The organism is Schumannella soli (assembly GCF_006517435.1).
Taxonomy (GTDB): domain Bacteria; phylum Actinomycetota; class Actinomycetes; order Actinomycetales; family Microbacteriaceae; genus Schumannella; species Schumannella soli.
In genome coordinates this window covers 263,835-279,870 of sequence record NZ_VHQG01000002.1, presented here as the reverse complement: position 1 = coordinate 279,870, position 16,036 = coordinate 263,835, and the positions used below count along the sequence as shown (strand labels likewise).

Below are 16,036 nucleotides of genomic sequence, written 5' to 3'. Positions count from 1 at the left end.
GCCGACTCCTTCGTCGTATCGTGCACGAAATCATATACGAATTCGCATTCGATGCGAGCGGCAGGTCTCTCCTCAGTGTGTTCCGGCGTCGCGGGCGCGCAGCAGCATCCAGAGCTCCGCGCGCGCATCGAAGCGCGCGAGGTCGACCCCGAGACGCTGCTCGAGCTTCGTCATGCGGTCGCGCAGGCTGTGCCGGTGGATGCCGAGCTCGCGCGCCGCGGCATCCCACGCCCCGTTGTTCTGCAGCCAGACCCGAGCGCAGCGCAGCAGTTCGGCCGAGGCGGCGTCGTCCTCGAGCGGGCCGAGCCGCGCCGCCGCGAGCTCGCGCAGCCCGCCGGCGCCGATCGCGAGCCCGAGTGGCTCGTCGGGCAGCGCCGCCCAGTCGACGCTCTCCCCCGCGGCCGCGCGCCGCGCCGCCGTGCCCGCGCGGGCGACTCCGGCCTCGAGCGCGTCGACGCCGAGCTGCGCGGCCGTGCCGACCGCGGCGCCGAGCCCCGTGAGCCGCGGGGCGAGAGCCTCCGCCCGGGGGCTCTCGGCGACGAGCACCAGACGCCCGTCGAGCTCGGCCGCGAGCGCGTCGCCGAGCACGGCGAGCGCCCGATCGGCGGCGATGTCGTCGAGACGCGCGACTACGACCGTGACCGCGCCGTTCGGCACCGTGGCGCCGAGCTCGGCGAGCAGGCCGACGGCGTCGTCGCGCCGACCCGCGAGCAGGGCGACGAGCGCGCGCCGACGCAGGGCGCGTGCCAGCCGCACGGCCTCGCGCGCGGCGCCCGCGGCGACCTCGGTCAGCGCCACGGCGCCTGCGACCACGGCCCGCGCGGGCCGGTCCGGCGGCGCTGAGCCGGTCGCCGCGACTCCGGCGATCACGCCGTCGAGCCGGCCACCGGCGCCGAGGGTCTGGAACCAGACGTGCGCGCCGTCGACCTCGAGCTCGCTGCCGGCGCGACGCCCCGCCGCGAGCAGGCGGGCGGCCTCGGCCGCGATCCGCGCATCCACGTCGCTGTCGCGCCGGATCGCCGAGCGCGGATGGGCCGAGCGGACGGCACCGCTCTCGCCGAAGAGCAGCACGCGGGCGTCGAGGCGTCGAGCGAGTTCGTCGAGCACGGCCGCCACGCCGCCGGCGCCGAGCGCGGCCGCCGAGATCGCCCGCTGCGCCGCGAGCCCCCACTCGTCGCGCGCGCGGGCCTCGCGCTCGAGGCGGGCGGCGAGCCAGCGGCTGATCGCCAGGAACGGCGTGCGGTAAGGCACCTCGAGCAGCGTCAGCCCGTGCCGACGGCAGGCGTCGACGAGCTCGTCGGGCGTGCCCGCGCGCACGACCTCGGTGCCGAAGCCGATGCCGACCACGCCGATCGCGGCCAGCCGCGCGACGTAGGCGTCGATGACCTCGCCGAGCTCCGCGCCCGGCTCGTGCGCCGCGAACTGGCTGCCGGTCGTGAGCACGAGCTGCCGCTCGGCGAGGAACGGCGTGGGATCGGCGAGGTCGGAGCTGGATGCCCACACCAGTCCGGCGTCGGGCTCGGCCGAGCGCACCAGCGCGGTGAGGGCGAACTCGCGTTCGCGCAGGAGGTCGTCGACGGTCACCGGCATGCGCACACCCTAGCCCTGCCCTGCCGTTTCGGCAGAGGTGCCGGTGAATCTGCCGAGTCGTCCATCGCATCCCCCGCGGCCCCGGCCTAGCGTGAACAGCGACCGCCGCACCGCGACCACCACCGACACCACCACGAGGAAGGCCAGCGCATGACGCTCGTCGACAGCACCGCATCCACCGTCGGAGGCCCCGGGCTCCCCCAGGAGCGCCGCCTCGTCACCGAGATCCCCGGCCCGCGCTCGCGCGAGATCCACGCCCGCAAGCAGAGCGCCGTCGCGAACGGCGTCGGCATCACGCTGCCCGTCTACATCACCGCGGCCGGCGGCGGCGTCGTCGTCGACGTCGACGGCAACTCGCTCATCGACCTCGGCTCGGGCATCGCCGTCACCACGGTCGGCAACGCCGCCCCCGAGGTCGCCGCCGCCGTCACTGCGCAGGTCAACGCCTTCACGCACACCTGCTTCACGATCACCGGCTACGAGGGCTACGTCGAGGTGGCCGAGGCGCTCAACCGCCTCACCCCCGGCGACCACGCCAAGCGCAGCGCGCTCTTCAACTCCGGTGCCGAGGCCGTCGAGAACGCGATCAAGGTCGCGCGCTCGTACACCGGCAAGCAGGCCGTCGTCGCCTTCGACCACGCCTACCACGGTCGCACCAACCTGACGATGGCGCTCACCGCCAAGTCGATGCCCTACAAGAGCGGCTTCGGCCCCTTCGCCCCCGAGGTCTACCGCGCCCCGCTCAGCTACCCGCTGCGCGACGGCGGCCTGTCGGGCGCCGAGGCGGCGAAGATCGCGATCACCCAGATCGAGAAGCAGATCGGCGCCGCCAACCTGGCCGCGATCATCATCGAGCCCATCCAGGGCGAGGGCGGCTTCATCGTGCCCGCCGAGGGCTTCCTGCCCGCGCTCGTCGCGTGGGCGAAGGCGAACGACGTCGTCTTCATCGCGGACGAGGTGCAGTCGGGCTTCGGCCGCACCGGCGCCATGTTCGCCAGCGAGCACGAGGGCATCGTGCCCGACCTCGTCGTCACCGCGAAGGGCATCGCCGGCGGCCTGCCGCTGTCGGCGATCACCGGCCGTGCCGAGATCATGGATGCACCCCACGCGGGCGGCCTCGGCGGCACCTACACCGGCAACCCGATCGCCTGCGCGGCGGCCCTCGCCGCGATCGAGCTCTACGAGCGGGGCGACCTGCTGCAGCGCGCCCGCGAGATCGAGCAGGCCATCCGCGCCAAGCTCACCGGCGCCGACCCACGCATCGCCGAGGTGCGCGGCCGCGGCGCGATGATGGCGATCGAGCTCGTCGACGCGGCGACCGGAGAGCCGGATGCGGCACTCACCGGCAAGGTGGCCGCCGCCGCCCACGCGGCCGGCGTCGTGCTGCTGACCTGCGGCACCTACGGCAACGTCGTGCGCTTCCTGCCGCCGCTCGCCATCAGCGACGCCCTGCTCGACGAGGCGCTCGACGTCGTCGTCGACGCGATCGCCGCCAACTAGACACCACCCGGGAGCCCGCCGTCGGCGGGCTCCCGCCATCCCCGCCGGGCGTCGACGCCCATCCCGCGAAGGAGACACCGCACGTGACCGACACGACCACGACCCTCACCGCCCGCGAGCGCGAGCTCATCGACAGCGTCCCCACCGGCCTCCTCATCGGCGGAGAGTGGGTCGACAGCAGCGAGGGACGCACCTTCGACGTGCGCGACCCCGCGACCAACCAGGTGCTCGCGACCCTTCAGGCGGCGAGCGCCGAGGACGGCATCCGCGCCCTCGATGCCGCCGTCGCCGCGCAGGATTCCTGGGCGGCCACCGCCCCGCGGAAGCGCGGCGAGATCCTGCGCAAGGCGTGGGAGCTGCTGCAGGAGCGCCGCGCCGACTTCGCGCTGCTCATGACGCTCGAGATGGGCAAGCCGCTGGCCGAGGCCGACGGCGAGGTCACCTACGGCGGCGAGTTCCTGCGCTGGTTCAGCGAGGAGGCCGTGCGCATCACCGGCCGCTACGGACTCAACCCCGAGGGCACGGGCACGACCGTCGTCTCGCACCGTCCGGTCGGCCCCGCGTTCCTCATCACCCCGTGGAACTTCCCGCTCGCGATGGCCACCCGCAAGGTCGGCCCCGCTCTCGCCGCGGGCTGCACGGTCGTCATCAAGCCCGCCGCGCTCACGCCGCTGACCACGCAGTTCTTCGCGAAGCTGCTGATCGACGCCGGAGTTCCCGCAGGCGTCATCAACGTCATCTCGAGCGACCGCTCGCGCGAGATCTCGGCCCCGATCATCGCCGACCCGCGCCTGCGCAAGCTCAGCTTCACCGGCTCGACCCCCGTCGGCGTGCAGCTGCTCAAGCAGGCCGCCGAGAACGTGCTGCGCACCTCGATGGAGCTCGGCGGCAACGCCCCGTTCCTCGTGTTCGAGGACGCCGATCTCGACAAGGCCGTGGAGGGCGCCCTGCTGGCGAAGTTCCGCAACATCGGCCAGGCCTGCACCGCGGCGAACCGCTTCATCGTGCACGAGGACGTCGCCGAGGAGTTCGGCGCCCGTCTGCGCGACCGCGTCGCCGCCTTCAAGGTCGGCCGCGGCACCGAGGAGGGCGTCAACATCGGCCCGCTGATCGACGACAAGGCCGTGAAGAACAGCGCCTCGCTCGTCGAGGACGCCGTCGCCAAGGGAGCCACCGTGCTCACCGGCGGCAAGGCGATCGAGGGCGACGGCACCTTCTTCGAGCCGACCGTCGTCACCGGGCTCACGAGCGACGCCCGCATGCTGACCGAGGAGATCTTCGCTCCGCTGCTCGGCATCGTCACCTTCCGCGACGAGGAGGAGGCCGTGCGCATCGCCAACAGCACCGAATACGGCCTCGTCGGCTACGCCTTCACCGAGAACGTGGCCCGCGGTCACCGCCTCATCGCGAGCGTCGACACCGGCATGATGGGCCTCAACACGGGTCTCGTCTCGAACGCCTCCGCCCCCTTCGGCGGCGTGAAGCAGTCGGGCATGGGCCGCGAGGGCGGCGCCGAGGGCATCCACGAGTACCTCGAGGTCAAGTACACCCTCATCCCCGCATCCTGAACGACCTTCGAACACCACCAGCGCAAGGAGAGAACGTGACCGGATTCACCGTCGTCGACCCCTTCACCGGGCAGACCGGCACCCAGGTGCCCTTCGCCAGCGACCAGGAGGTGCAGGCCGCGATCGCCCAGGTGGATGACGCCTGGTCGACCTGGGCGCGCACCAGCACCGTCGCCGAGCGCGCCGCCGCGATCGCGAAGGTGGCGGAGATCCACCTCGCCCGCGTCGACGAGCTCGCCGCGATCATCACCCGCGAGATGGGCAAGCCGCGCGCGCAGGCCGTCGGCGAGGTCGAGTTCGCCGCGGCGATCTACCAGTACTACGCCGACAACGCCGAGGCGCTGCTCGCCGACGAGCCGATCGCCGTCGAGGGCGGCCGCGCCCTGCTGCGCAAGGCCGCGCTCGGCCCGCTGCTTGGCATCATGCCGTGGAACTTCCCCTACTACCAGGTCGCCCGCTTCGCCGGACCGAACCTGATCGTGGGCAACCCGATCCTGCTCAAGCACGCCCCGCAGTGCCCCGACTCGGCGCTCGTGCAGGAGCAGATCTTCCACGAGGCCGGCATCCCGGTGAACGCCTACGTGAACCTGTTCGCGTCGACGGAGCAGATCGAGCCGATCATCGCCGACCGTCGCATCCGCGGGGTCTCCCTCACCGGCTCGGAGCGCGCGGGCGCCGCGGTCGCCGAGATCGCGGGACGCCACCTCAAGAAGGTCGCGCTCGAACTCGGCGGATCCGACCCGTTCATCGTGCTCGGCAGCGACGACCTGGATGCCACGGTCGAGGCCGCGGTCGCCGGTCGCCTCGACAACGGCGGCCAGTCGTGCAACGCCGCGAAGCGCTTCATCGTGATCGACGACCTCTACGACGCCTTCGCGGAGAAGTTCACCGCCGCGATCGCGCAGGTCGCCCCCGCCGACCCGACCTCGGACGACACCGAGCTCGGACCGCTGTCGTCGGAGGCCGCCGCCGAGCGCCTCGACGGCCAGGTCAAGCGCGCGCTCGAGAACGGCGCCACGGCGCTGCTCGCCCCGCAGCCGCGCGAGGGCACGAAGTTCTTCCCCGGCGTGCTGGCCGACATCGACCGCGCCAACCCCGCCTTCGGCGAGGAGTTCTTCGGACCGGTCGCGTCGCTCTACCGCGTGCACTCGGAGGACGAGGCGATCGAGATCGCCAACGCCACCGACTTCGGGCTCGGCTCCTACGTGTTCACCCCCGACGAGCAGCAGGCCCTGCGCGTGGCCGACCGCATCGAGGCCGGCATGGTCTTCATCAACGTGGTCGGCGCCGAGGCCGCCGAGCTGCCGTTCGGCGGCGTGAAGCAGTCCGGCACGGGCCGCGAGCTCGGCGCCGTCGGCATCGGCGAGTTCCTCAACCGCAAGATGATCCGCCTGCCCGAGTGAGCGGGATGATCCGCCCGGTGCGCTGAGCGCCGACGGCGAAGGGCCCGGCACGCATTCCGCGTGTCGGGCCCTCTCCTGTTCCGTTCCGGTCGAGACGCGCGGGCGTCGCGCGCCGGTCGCGGCGTCAGGCGCGGGCGCGGCGCAGCGTCACGAGCGCAAGCGTCGCGGCGACGACCATGAGCGCGGCGCCGGCGTAGGCGGTCGAGACCACGCCGAGGTCGAAGGCCGACCGCGCGGCCTCGCGCACCGCATCCCCCAGCTCGGCCGGCAGGCCCTCGGCGACGTGGATGGCCCCGCCCAGCGTCTCGCGCGCCGACCCCGCCTGCGCGGCGCTCAGGCCGTCGGGCAGGTGCAGCTCGGCGCGGTACAGCGCCGTCACGAGTCCACCGAGGATCGTCGTGCCGAGCACGGCGCCGAGCTCGTAGGCCGTCTCGGAGACGCCCGCCGCGGCGCCGGCCTTGTCAGCGGGAGCGTTGGCGATCACGAGGTCGTTCGAGAGCGTCTCGGCCGCGCCGATGCCGGCGCCGACGAGCACGAAGGCGATGAGGATCTGCGTCACGCTGACGCCCGATCCGCCGAGACCGAGCGTGAGATAGCCGAGCCCCGCCGCGAGCACCGAGCCGGCGATCACGTAGCCGGGGCGGACGCGCTTCACGAGCCGCACCGCGACGAAGCTGAACACGATCAGCGCGAGCACGCCGGGTCCGAGCACGAGCGCCGAGGTGAAGGCGTCGAGCCCGACCACGAGCTGCAGGTGCTGCGTGACGAAGAAGATCAGGCCGACGAGCGCGATGACCGAGGCGAGGTTGATGAGGATCGCGCCCGAGAAGGCGCCGCGGCGGAAGAGCCGCACGTCGAGCATGGGCGTCGGGCTGCCGAGCAGGCGCCGCACGAGCAGAACGCCGCTCACGACGCCGACGAGCACGAGCACGGCGACGAGCCAGAGCGCCCCCTGCGTCGCGAGCGTCTTCACGGCGCCGACGATCGGGGCGACGGTGAGCACCGAGAGCACGATCGCGATCACGTCGACCGGGCCGGGCTTCGGATCGCGGCTCTCGGGCACGAGGATCGGCGCGAGCACGAGCAGCGGCAGCAGCACGGGCACGGCGATGAGGAACACCGAGCCCCAGAAGAAGTGCTGGAGCAGCAGGCCGCCGACCATGGGGCCGATGGCGGAGCCGAGCGAGAAGCCGGTCGCCCAGATCGCGATCGCGAGGCGGCGCTGGGCGCGGTGCAGGAAGATCGAGCGCAGCAGCGACAGGGTCGAGGGCATGATCATGGCGCCGAAGAAGCCCATGAGCACGCGGCCGGCGATGAGCAGCTCGGCGTTCGGCGCGAAGGCGGCCAGCACCGAGATGACGGCGAAGCCGCTCGAGCCGATCAGCAGCATCCGCCGCCGTCCGACGCGGTCGCCGAAGTTGCCCATCGCGACGAGCAGGCCGGCGAGCACGAGCGGGTAGGCGTCGACGATCCAGAGCTGCGCCTGGGCGCTCGGCTCGAGGTCGCGGGCGATCGTCGGCAGGGCGAAGCTCAGCACGGTGTTGTCGATCGAGATGAGTAGCGTCGGCAGCATGAGCACGACGAGCGCGGCCCAGCCGCGGCGTCCGGCGCGGGGAGCGTCGTCGGTCAGCGGGGCGGATGCGGTGTCGGTCGTGGAGCTCATGACTGAAACTGTACCGTCTGGTCGGTATAGTTTGCCAGCGTAGACTGAGCGGGTGCCCCGGGACTCCCATCGCGACGACCTGATCGACGCCGCCGTCGCCCTGCTGCTCGAATCCGGCGAGAGCGGCTTCACGCTCGACGCCGTCGCCCGCCGCGCCGGCATGTCGAAGGGCGGACTGCTGCACCACTTCTCGGGCAAGGCCGCCCTGGTGGATGCGCTGGGCGAGCACCTCGACCGGCTCGCCGCCGACGACATCCGCGACCTCGAATCCGACCCCGAGCGCACGATCGAGCGCTTCCTGCGCGGCTCGATCGAGACCGACAAGGAGCTCGACCGGGTCATGGTCGCCCTCGCCCGCCTCGGCGGCGACTCGGCGACCGCTGCGCTCCGACGCGCCGAGCAGGGCTGGCACGACCTCGTGACGCGGGTCGTGCCCGATCCCGTGCAGGCCGAGATCATCCTGCTGGTCAGCGACGGCCTGTACTTCGGCGCGCTGCGCGGCGCCGGCTTCGCCCGCGTCGACGCTCCCATGCTCGACGCGCTCGTGGAGCGCCTGGCATGAGCATCCAGCGTCGCGGCGAGCTTCAGACTGCCTACCCGCTGCACGACGGCGGCGTGCCCGTCGGCGTCGACTGGTACTTCCCCGACACGAACCGCCTCGGCCCGTCGGTGCAGCTCTGGCGCTTTGAGCCCGGCGCCTCCGAGGGCGAGCATCGCCACGACGAGTCGACCGACCGCGACCTCGACGAGCTCTACCTCGTGGTCTCGGGACGCCTCGAGGTCGACATCGACGGTGTCGGCCACGACCTCGCAGCCGGCGACGCGGCCTACGTGCCCGCCGGCGTGCCGCACTCGGCGCACAACCCTGGCGAGGCGACGGCCGAGGTCGTGCTCCTGTTCGGCGAGCCCGGCACCGTTCCGCAGCACAACCAGGCCGGTTTCCGCGCGCGTCTCGCATCGGGCGACTGACCGAGGTGGCACGGCCGAACGAGCACGGCGCGCCGGCATCCCGCCGGATCGTCAGGGGGGCGCGGCGCATTCCCGGCTCGCGTCCAGCGGACTACTCCCGGCGGATGACGGCACGCACAGGGCTCCGTCGAAGACTGGGGACATGTCGCCCGATCGACCGCCTCGGTCTCGAGCTCGAGGGGTGGCAGGTCGAGGTCGCGCACCGGGGCGACGACGCCATCGCCCGATCGGGTGAGGTCGATGTGGTGCTGCTCGACATGATGCTGCCCGACCGCCTCGGCACCGAGGTCGTCGCGGGAATGCGCGCGGCCGGCAACGGCGCGCACGTGATCTTCCTGACCGGGCGCGACGAGCACCGCACCCGCATGGCCGCCTACGCGGCCGGCGCCGACGACTACGTCACGAAGCCCTTCGGCGTCGAGGAGGTCGTCGAGCGGGTCGCCGCCGCCGCGCGGCGCCGCGGGCTCGCGGCCGGGAGCCTGCGCATCGACGATCTCGTGCTCGACACCCGCTCCGGCTTCGCCTGGCGCGGCGACGTGCTGCTCGACCTCGACCCCGCGCAGTTCGAGCTGATCCGCCAGCTCGCCGAACGTCGCGGAACGCACCTCGACACGGCCTCGCTCGTGTCGGCGGCCCGCGCTCACGACGTGCGCATCCCCGCGGCCATGGTCGGCGAGCTGCTCGAGGGGGCGGGCCGCGCGGTCAACGCCGCGGGCGATCCGCTGCTGCTCGTCGACGACCGCGGGTGGATGCTGCGCTGACGCGTCAGTGCCGCCCGGTCACGACATCCGCCGCCGTCGCGATCGGCGACGTCGTCGCCCTCCCCCGCGACTCGCTGCGGTCGGCCATGCCGTAGGCGGCATACAGTCCGTGCGTCGCGATCCAGCGCAGCGGCTCCGGCTCCCACAGCCGCACGCGGTGATCGACCCACGGCAGCCCCGCGAGCGGGCCGTCCTCGCCGAGGATCAGCTCGGTGAGGGTGCGGCCGGAGAGGTTGGTCGTCGCCACGCCGGTTCCGACATAGCCGCCCGCCCAGCCGATGCCGCTCGCCCGGTCGAGCCCGACCGTCGCCGTCCAGTCGCGCGGAACGCCGAGCACGCCCGACCAAGTGTGGTCGATCTGCGTGCCCGCCGTCTCGGGCAGCAGGCGGCGCAGCACCTTCCGCAGATGCACCACGGTGTCGCGCGCGGTCTCGCCGCTCACGTCGGTGCGCGATCCCCAGCGATAGGGAACGCCCCGGCCGCCGATCGCGATGCGGTCGTCGGCCGTGCGCTGCGCGTAGATGTACACGTGGGCGTAGTCGCCGACGACCTCGCGCCCCTCCCAGCCGACCGCATCCCAGAAGTCCGCCGGCAGCGGCTCGGTCACGATCATCGACGAGTTCATCGGCAGCCAGAGCCGACGGAGGCCCTTCAGACCCGCGGTGTAGCCCTCGGTCGCGCGCACCACGAACTCGGCGCGCAGATCGCCGCGATCGGTGATCACGCGGTGCGGACGGATCTCGAGCGCCCGCGTGCCCTCGTAGATCTCGACGCCGAGCCGTTCGACGGCGTCGGCGAGCCCGCGCACGAGCTTGGCCGGGTGGATGCGCGCGGCGTGCGGATGCCAGGTCGCCGCCCGGGTGCCCTCGATGCGCAGCCGATCGAGCGACTCCTCTCGTTCGAGCAGGCTCACGTCGGCGTGCGCCCACGCGGCCTCGGCGGCGGCCGCGGCGCGGGCCCGGGCCTCCTGCGCCGGGGTGTAGGCGACGTTGTACTCGCCGCCCTTGACGATGTCGGCGTCGATGCCCTCCTCGGCGGCGACCCGGATGACCTCGTCGATGGTGTCGTTCATCGCGAGCTGGAAGCGCTCCGCCTCGCCGCGGCCGTGGCTGGCCGCGAACTGCTCGCGGCCGCCGGTGATCGAGTTCGTCAGCCACCCGCCGTTGCGTCCGGAGGCGCCGTAGCCGACGTGCTGGGCGTCGATCACGACCACCCGCAGAGCCGGCTTCGCCTTCTTGAGGTAGTACGCCGTCCAGAGTCCCGTGTACCCGGCGCCGACGATGGCGACGTCGGCCTCGGTCGCGCCGGGCAGCGACGCTCGGCGGTCGGGTCCGCCCGTCGACCGCCACCAGTGCGAGATCTGTCCGTTGATCACTGCCGTTCTCCGTCTCTCAGCGGGCTGCTCACTGCAGGCAGAACTCGTTGCCCTCGGGGTCGCGCATCATGATCGCGTACTCCTCGTAGGGGCCCCAGAATCCGAGCAGCTCCTTCTCGACGCTCGCCCCGAGCGCGACGAGTCGATCGCGTTCGACGGCGAGCTCGTCTCGCGTGGCGCGGCGGTCGTCGAAGGGCGTCACGTCGATGTGCAGGCGGTTGCGCTGCCGACGCTCGCGCGTATAGCGGGTGAAGTAGAAGCGCTGATGCGCGCGGTCGCCGTCCCACGCTTCGGCACGCGCGGCGATGTCGTCGTCGCTCAGCCCGGCCGCCTTCAGCTCGGCGACCTCCTCGTCGGGCCACCCGGTCGGCTCGGGATACCCCATCACCGCGGCCCAGAAACGGGCCAGCTCGGTCGGGTTCTCGGCGTGGATGGTGACGTTCGCGATGCGCGCGGTCATCCTCCGAGGCTACGGGCGCGGGTCAGTCGGACGGAAGGGGCGCGCGGTCGCCGCGGCGGCGCGGCTTCAGCTCGCTGACGAGGATGCCGGCGACGATCAGCGCCGCCCCGATCAGCGCGGTGGGCGCGAGCCGGTCGCCGGCGAGCGGCCGACGATGCCGCCCCACACGGGCTCTCCGGCGTAGATGATCGTCGCGCGCGTCGGCGAGACGGTGCGCTGCGCCCAGTTCATGGTGAGCTGGATGACGCAGCTCGCCGCGCCGAGCCCGACCGCCGCGAGCAGCCAGATCCACGAGAACTCGGGGATGCGCTCCCCCGTGATCGGCATCGCGACGAACGAGAACAGCCCGCAGGCGAGCAGCTGCACGATCGTCACGCGACGCGCATCCACTCTCTCGGCGAAGGCTCCGATGAGGATGATCTCGGCCGCGATCGCGAGGGTGCTCACGAGCGTCTGCACCTGGCCAGGTCCGAGGCCGATCTGCAGGGCGTCCGGGCCCGCGAGCAGCAGCAGGCCGACGAAGGCCAGGGCCACCCCGAGCAGCACGAGGGGCTTCGGCGCCCGACGGAAGACGGCCCACTGCAGCAGCGGCACGAGCGGCACGTAGAACGCCGTGATGAACGCGGACTCGCTGCTCGACACGGTCTGCAGTCCGGCGGTCTGCAGTCCGTAGCCGAGGCACAGCGCGAGCCCGATCGCCGCGCCCGCCACGAGCTCGATGCGGCGGATGCCGGCGAGCGCCCGGTGGAACACGATCGCGCTGATCACCCCGGCGGTGAGGAAGCGCAGGCCGACGAAGAACATCGGCCCGGAGTGCTCCATCGCGAGGTGCACGATGAGGAATGTCGAGCCCCAGACCGCCGTGATGGCGAGCAGCGCCAGCTCCTGGCGGGTGATGCGGAGTCCACGCGCGGACGCGCGGGGCGGCTCGCTCAGCGCGGGCTGCGCGCGGCGACGGCGCGACGTCGCGACACCAGCAGCGCCGCGCCGGCGGCGATCAGCAGCGCGGCGGCGGTCATCCCGCCGACCGGGAGGTCGGAGCCGGTCGCGGCCAGCGCGGCGGGCGGCGTCGAGCCGGACGGCGCCGCGGCGCCGTCGACGACGACGGTCACCGCGGAGGTGCTCGCGGCGAGGACGCCGCCCACGACCATCTGCACCGGGAAGGATCCGGCCGCCTGGCTCGCCGGCACCGTGAAGGTCACGGTCGCGGCGCCGTTCGCGTCGCTGGTCCCGCTGACGACGGTCGCGCCGTCGAGCACCTCGTCGAAGGCGACGTTCGCCGGCAGCCCCGCGATGTCGACCGTGACCGCGTCGCCGCGGTGCACGGTCGTCGACGTGGTGGATGCGGTGGGCGAGAACGACCAGGTGAAGGTCACCGAGCCGCTGCCCGCGTTGGGCTCTCCCGCGGTGGCCGTGAGCCCCGCGGCGAGGAAGCCGGAGCCGCCGCCGCCGGGCGCGACGAGGTCGTCGATGATGTCATCGCCGGCGTCGACCTGCGTCACGGCACCGCCGCCGCCGCCCGCGTATCCTCCGCCTCCGGTTCCGCCGGTGTGGGTGACGGGGGCTCCGCCGACCACGATGTCGCTCGAGCCGCCCGCGCCGCCGGGCACAGATCCGGTGCCGTTGGAGGCCGATCCCGCCGATCCGGGCGCGAGGCCGGTGCCGCCGGCGCCTGGCGCGGCCGTCGCTCCGTGTCCGTTGGCGGGGTTGGCGCCGAAGGCGGTCGCGGTCTCGCCGGGCGTGACGCCCGACGCGGTCGGGGACGCCCCGGCGCCGCCGGGGTAGGTGCCGAAGATCTGACCGGGCAGGTCGAGTCGGCCGACGTAGCCGCCGCCTCCGCCACCGCCCGCGAGCGCGAGCAGGTCGCCATCGGCCGAGACCGAGCTGCCGGCGCCGGTGGCGCCGATGCCCAGGTCGAAGGTGGCGCCGGCCCAGTCGGCGCCGAGGTCGACGACGGCGCTGCCACCGGCGCCGCCGACGGCGGTGGGGTCGTTCGTGATGGCCTGCGAGGCGGGCGCACCCGCGGCGCCATCCACCGTCACCGTCAGCGAGGTCGCGGTGGCCGGAGCGGTGAACTGCGCCGCACCCGCCGTGTCGAACACAGCCGTGCAGTCGCTCAGGCAGGTCGCCGGCGACGTGCTGTCGGCGACGGCCGGCGCGCCGGCGGCGACGACCGCGGCGAGGCCAACCACGAAGGCGGAGGAGGAGAGCAGCAGACGACGCATGACACGGGCTTCCGGACGACGGGACGCGGGGATGAGCGTCAGCCTAGTGGGGAGCGGAGTCGCCCCCGGATCAGTCGCGCGGACGCAGCCGCACGGGCGGCAGAACAGGCGCCGGGAGAGGTGCCCGGTCGTCGTCGATCACGTCGTAGCGGGTCGGGGCGCCCGCGACTCGCGCGTCCCAGTCGGCGCGGGCACGGGCGATCTCGTCGTGGTCGCGGCCGACGAAGTTCCACCACATGACGAGCTGCTCGCCGAAGGGCGCGCCGCCGAGCAGCAGCAGCCGCGCATCCGTCTCGCCCGCTGCGAGCTCGAGCACGTCGCCGCCCGGCGCGCGGTAGGCCAGCTCGCGGGGCGCGACGGGCGTGCCGTCGACGAGCAGCTCGCCCGTGTCGACCAGCACGCCGAGCTCGAAGCGCGCATCCACCGGCACGCGCACGCTCGCGCCCGCGGGCAGCAGCACCTCCGCGCCGAGAAGCGGCGAGAAGACGGTCGCAGCGGCATGACGCCCGTCGAGCTCGCCGATGAACAGGCTCACGCGCGCGGATCCGAGGTCGAAGCGCACCGCATCCGTCGCCTCGAACGCCGGCTCGCGATGACGCTCGCCGCCGGGCAGGGCGAGCCAGAGCTGCGCGCCGTGCAGCACGGTCGTCGTCGAGGTCGAGTACTCGGAGTGCTGGATTCCGCGGCCGGCCGTCATGAGGTTGAGCGAGCCGGGGCTGACGTTGGCGCGCGAGCCGACCGAGTCGCGGTGCTCGACCTCGCCCTCGAACAGCCAGCTGACCGTCTGCAGTCCGATGTGCGGATGCGGCGGCACGACCATCCCGCCCGACTGCTCCACGTCGGCGGGCCCGTAGTGGTCGACGAAGCACCACGCGCCGATGAGACTGCGGGCGCGCTGGGGCAGGGTGCGGTTCACCGTCATCGCGCGCGGTCCGCCGAGCGGCACCGCACGGGGTTCGAGGATCTCGATGCCGCTCGCGGGCGGGCACTCGAGCAGCACCTCGCCGGGCTCGTGCTCGAGGTTGCTCATGCTCGGATCCTAGGTCGCGGGATGCGGGTCGCGGGATGCGAGTCGCCGGGTGCGGTCCGCGGGATGCGCCGTCGGCCGCGCCGGCTCAGCCGCGTCGCGTGCGCGCCGTGACCGCTTCCCCGTGCGCGGGCAGCCCCTCGGCGTCGGCGAAGGTCGTGACGACGTCGCCGATCTCGCGCAGCGCCGCCTCGTCGTAGTCGATGACCTGCACGGGACGCAGGAAGGGCTGCACCGAGAGCCCCGACGAGAAGCGGGAGGTGCCCGAGGTCGGCAGCACGTGGTTCGAGCCGGCGGCGTAGTCGCCGAGCGACACCGGCGAGAAGTGACCGAGGAAGATCGCGCCCGCGTTCGTGATGCGCTCGAGCGTCGCGCGCGGGTCGGCCGTGACGAGCTCGAGGTGCTCCGCGCCGTAGCGGTTCGCGAGCGCGATGCCGGCGTCGAGATCGGCGACGAGCACGATCATCGACTGCTCGCCGTCGAGCGCCTCCCGGGCGCGGTCGCCGTTCGCGGTCACGGCGGCACGCGCATCCAGACGCTCGGTCACGGCGGCGGCCAGCTCGGCGGAGTCGGTGACGAGAACCGAGGCGGCGTTCGGGTCGTGCTCGGCCTGGCTGAGCAGGTCGGCGGCGACGAGGTCGGCGTCGGCGGTCGCGTCGGCGAGCACGAGGATCTCGGTCGGTCCGGCGATCGAGTCGATGCCGACGATGTCGCGCACGAGGCTCTTCGCGGCGGCGACGAAGACGTTGCCGGGTCCCGTGATCACGTCGACCGGGCGCAGCGGAGCGCCGCCGCCGGCATCCGGGAGTCCGTAGGCGAGGGCGGCGACCGCCTGGGCCCCGCCGACGGCGTAGACCTCGGTCACCCCGAGCGCCGCGCAGGCGGCGAGCACCTGGATGGGCGGCAGCCCCGTCTCACGGCTCGGCGGCGAGACGACGGCGATCGACGGCGCCCCGGCGACCTGCGCGGGCACCACGTTCATGATCACGCTCGAGGCGTAGGCGGCGAGGCCGCCGGGAGCGTAGAGGCCGACGCGCTGCACGGGCAGGTAGCGCTGCTCGACGACGGCGCCGGGGGCGAACTCGGTGCGCCGCGGCTGGGGCAGCTGCGCCGCATGGCCGCCCTGAACCCGCTCGATCGACCGGGTGATCGCGTCGCGCAGCTCGGGCGTCGTCGCCTCCCAGGCCGCGCTGATCGCCTCAGCCGGCACCGCGATGGACTCGAGCTCGACGCCGTCGAAGCGGGCCGTGACCTCGCGCACCGCATCCAGCCCGCGCGCCCGCACGTCGTCGATGATGTGCTGCGCCGCCGCGGTCGCCGAGCCGAAGCTCGTCGCCGCCCGCGGGAACTCGAAGCCGTCGATGCCGGTCGTGCGCAGGTCGAGGGTGCGGATGGTCATGCCCCTAGTCTCCCGTGATTTCCGCGGCCCGCTCGCACGCGGTCGCGTGACGACCGCGAGGGCGGGTCAGCGGATCGCGCTGGCCCGCCTTCGCGA

Annotated in this window: 14 protein-coding genes; 6 read left to right on the top strand and 8 right to left on the bottom strand. The window is 73.4% G+C overall.

Features of this window, described 5'->3' with window-relative positions; genetic code table 11:
- Positions 1-72: 72 nt before the first annotated feature.
- Positions 73-1,590: a PucR family transcriptional regulator gene (locus FJ657_RS07035; RefSeq protein ID WP_141162990.1), complete on the bottom strand. Its 1,518-nt coding sequence runs from the start codon at positions 1,588-1,590 to the stop codon at positions 73-75.
- 150 nt (positions 1,591-1,740) lie between these two features.
- Between FJ657_RS07035 and gabT the strand changes: the two genes are divergently transcribed.
- The 3 genes from gabT (at position 1,741) to FJ657_RS07020 (ending at position 6,061) form a co-directional block, all read left to right on the top strand.
- A complete protein-coding gene (gene gabT, locus FJ657_RS07030; protein WP_141162989.1) occupies positions 1,741-3,090 on the top strand; it encodes a 4-aminobutyrate--2-oxoglutarate transaminase in 1,350 nt (449 codons plus the stop codon).
- 83 nt (positions 3,091-3,173) lie between these two features.
- The gene (locus FJ657_RS07025; protein WP_141162988.1) at positions 3,174-4,658 is read left to right on the top strand and encodes an NAD-dependent succinate-semialdehyde dehydrogenase; all 1,485 of its coding nucleotides are present in this window, start codon (positions 3,174-3,176) and stop codon (positions 4,656-4,658) included.
- 35 nt (positions 4,659-4,693) lie between these two features.
- Positions 4,694-6,061: an NAD-dependent succinate-semialdehyde dehydrogenase gene (locus tag FJ657_RS07020; protein WP_141162987.1), complete on the top strand. Its 1,368-nt coding sequence runs from the start codon at positions 4,694-4,696 to the stop codon at positions 6,059-6,061.
- Positions 6,062-6,185: 124 nt separating this feature from the next.
- Here FJ657_RS07020 and FJ657_RS07015 read toward each other — a convergent pair whose 3' ends face one another.
- Entirely contained in the window at positions 6,186-7,724 is a 1,539-nt protein-coding gene (locus tag FJ657_RS07015) for an MFS transporter (protein WP_181408905.1), read from the bottom strand.
- 52 nt (positions 7,725-7,776) lie between these two features.
- Between FJ657_RS07015 and FJ657_RS07010 the strand changes: the two genes are divergently transcribed.
- The 3 genes from FJ657_RS07010 to FJ657_RS07000 all read left to right on the top strand — a co-directional run bounded on the left by FJ657_RS07010 (position 7,777) and on the right by FJ657_RS07000 (position 9,454).
- Entirely contained in the window at positions 7,777-8,286 is a 510-nt protein-coding gene (locus FJ657_RS07010; RefSeq protein ID WP_141162986.1) for a TetR/AcrR family transcriptional regulator, read from the top strand.
- Positions 8,283-8,693, top strand: coding sequence for a cupin domain-containing protein (locus FJ657_RS07005; RefSeq protein WP_141162985.1), 411 nt, complete (start codon positions 8,283-8,285; stop codon positions 8,691-8,693). Before FJ657_RS07010 ends, FJ657_RS07005 begins: the two co-directional genes overlap by 4 nt.
- A 104-nt stretch (positions 8,694-8,797) precedes the next feature.
- Positions 8,798-9,454 (top strand): response regulator transcription factor, encoded by a 657-nt coding sequence (locus FJ657_RS07000; protein WP_141162984.1) that lies wholly within the window; start codon positions 8,798-8,800, stop codon positions 9,452-9,454.
- Positions 9,455-9,458: 4 nt separating this feature from the next.
- Here the strand turns inward: FJ657_RS07000 and FJ657_RS06995 are convergent, their stop codons facing one another.
- From FJ657_RS06995 to hisD, 6 genes are all read right to left on the bottom strand, one after another.
- Entirely contained in the window at positions 9,459-10,829 is a 1,371-nt protein-coding gene (locus FJ657_RS06995; RefSeq protein ID WP_141162983.1) for an NAD(P)/FAD-dependent oxidoreductase, read from the bottom strand.
- 28 nt (positions 10,830-10,857) lie between these two features.
- Positions 10,858-11,289 carry a VOC family protein gene (locus tag FJ657_RS06990; RefSeq protein ID WP_141162982.1) on the bottom strand — a complete coding sequence of 144 codons (432 nt, stop codon included), beginning with the start codon at positions 11,287-11,289 and terminating at the stop codon, positions 10,858-10,860.
- Positions 11,290-11,400: 111 nt separating this feature from the next.
- A complete protein-coding gene (locus FJ657_RS06985) occupies positions 11,401-12,123 on the bottom strand; it encodes a DMT family transporter (RefSeq protein ID WP_255447196.1) in 723 nt (240 codons plus the stop codon).
- A gap of 98 nt (positions 12,124-12,221) precedes the next feature.
- Positions 12,222-13,514, bottom strand: a complete 1,293-nt coding sequence (locus FJ657_RS06980; protein ID WP_141162981.1) for an LAVTG motif-containing sortase-dependent surface protein — start codon at positions 13,512-13,514, stop codon at positions 12,222-12,224.
- Positions 13,515-13,584: 70 nt separating this feature from the next.
- Entirely contained in the window at positions 13,585-14,544 is a 960-nt protein-coding gene (locus FJ657_RS06975) for a pirin family protein (protein ID WP_141162980.1), read from the bottom strand.
- Positions 14,545-14,629: 85 nt separating this feature from the next.
- Complete coding sequence (gene hisD / locus FJ657_RS06970; RefSeq protein WP_141162979.1) at positions 14,630-15,940, bottom strand: histidinol dehydrogenase; 1,311 nt, start codon at positions 15,938-15,940, stop codon at positions 14,630-14,632.
- Positions 15,941-16,036 lie beyond the last annotated feature (96 nt).

Excerpts from the sequence above, each read along its gene's own strand:
- FJ657_RS07005 (WP_141162985.1), top strand. The coding sequence starts at position 8,283 with ATGAGCATCCAGCGTCGCGGCGAGCTTCAGACTGCCTACCCGCTGCAC.
- FJ657_RS07000 (WP_141162984.1), top strand. The coding sequence starts at position 8,798 with ATGACGGCACGCACAGGGCTCCGTCGAAGACTGGGGACATGTCGCCCG.
- FJ657_RS06975 (WP_141162980.1), bottom strand. The coding sequence starts at position 14,544 with ATGAGCAACCTCGAGCACGAGCCCGGCGAGGTGCTGCTCGAGTGCCCG.
- gabT (WP_141162989.1), top strand. The coding sequence starts at position 1,741 with ATGACGCTCGTCGACAGCACCGCATCCACCGTCGGAGGCCCCGGGCTC.
- FJ657_RS06980 (WP_141162981.1), bottom strand. The coding sequence starts at position 13,514 with ATGCGTCGTCTGCTGCTCTCCTCCTCCGCCTTCGTGGTTGGCCTCGCC.
- FJ657_RS07035 (WP_141162990.1), bottom strand. The coding sequence starts at position 1,590 with ATGCCGGTGACCGTCGACGACCTCCTGCGCGAACGCGAGTTCGCCCTC.
- FJ657_RS06990 (WP_141162982.1), bottom strand. The coding sequence starts at position 11,289 with ATGACCGCGCGCATCGCGAACGTCACCATCCACGCCGAGAACCCGACC.
- FJ657_RS07015 (WP_181408905.1), bottom strand. The coding sequence starts at position 7,724 with ATGAGCTCCACGACCGACACCGCATCCGCCCCGCTGACCGACGACGCT.
- hisD (WP_141162979.1), bottom strand. The coding sequence starts at position 15,940 with ATGACCATCCGCACCCTCGACCTGCGCACGACCGGCATCGACGGCTTC.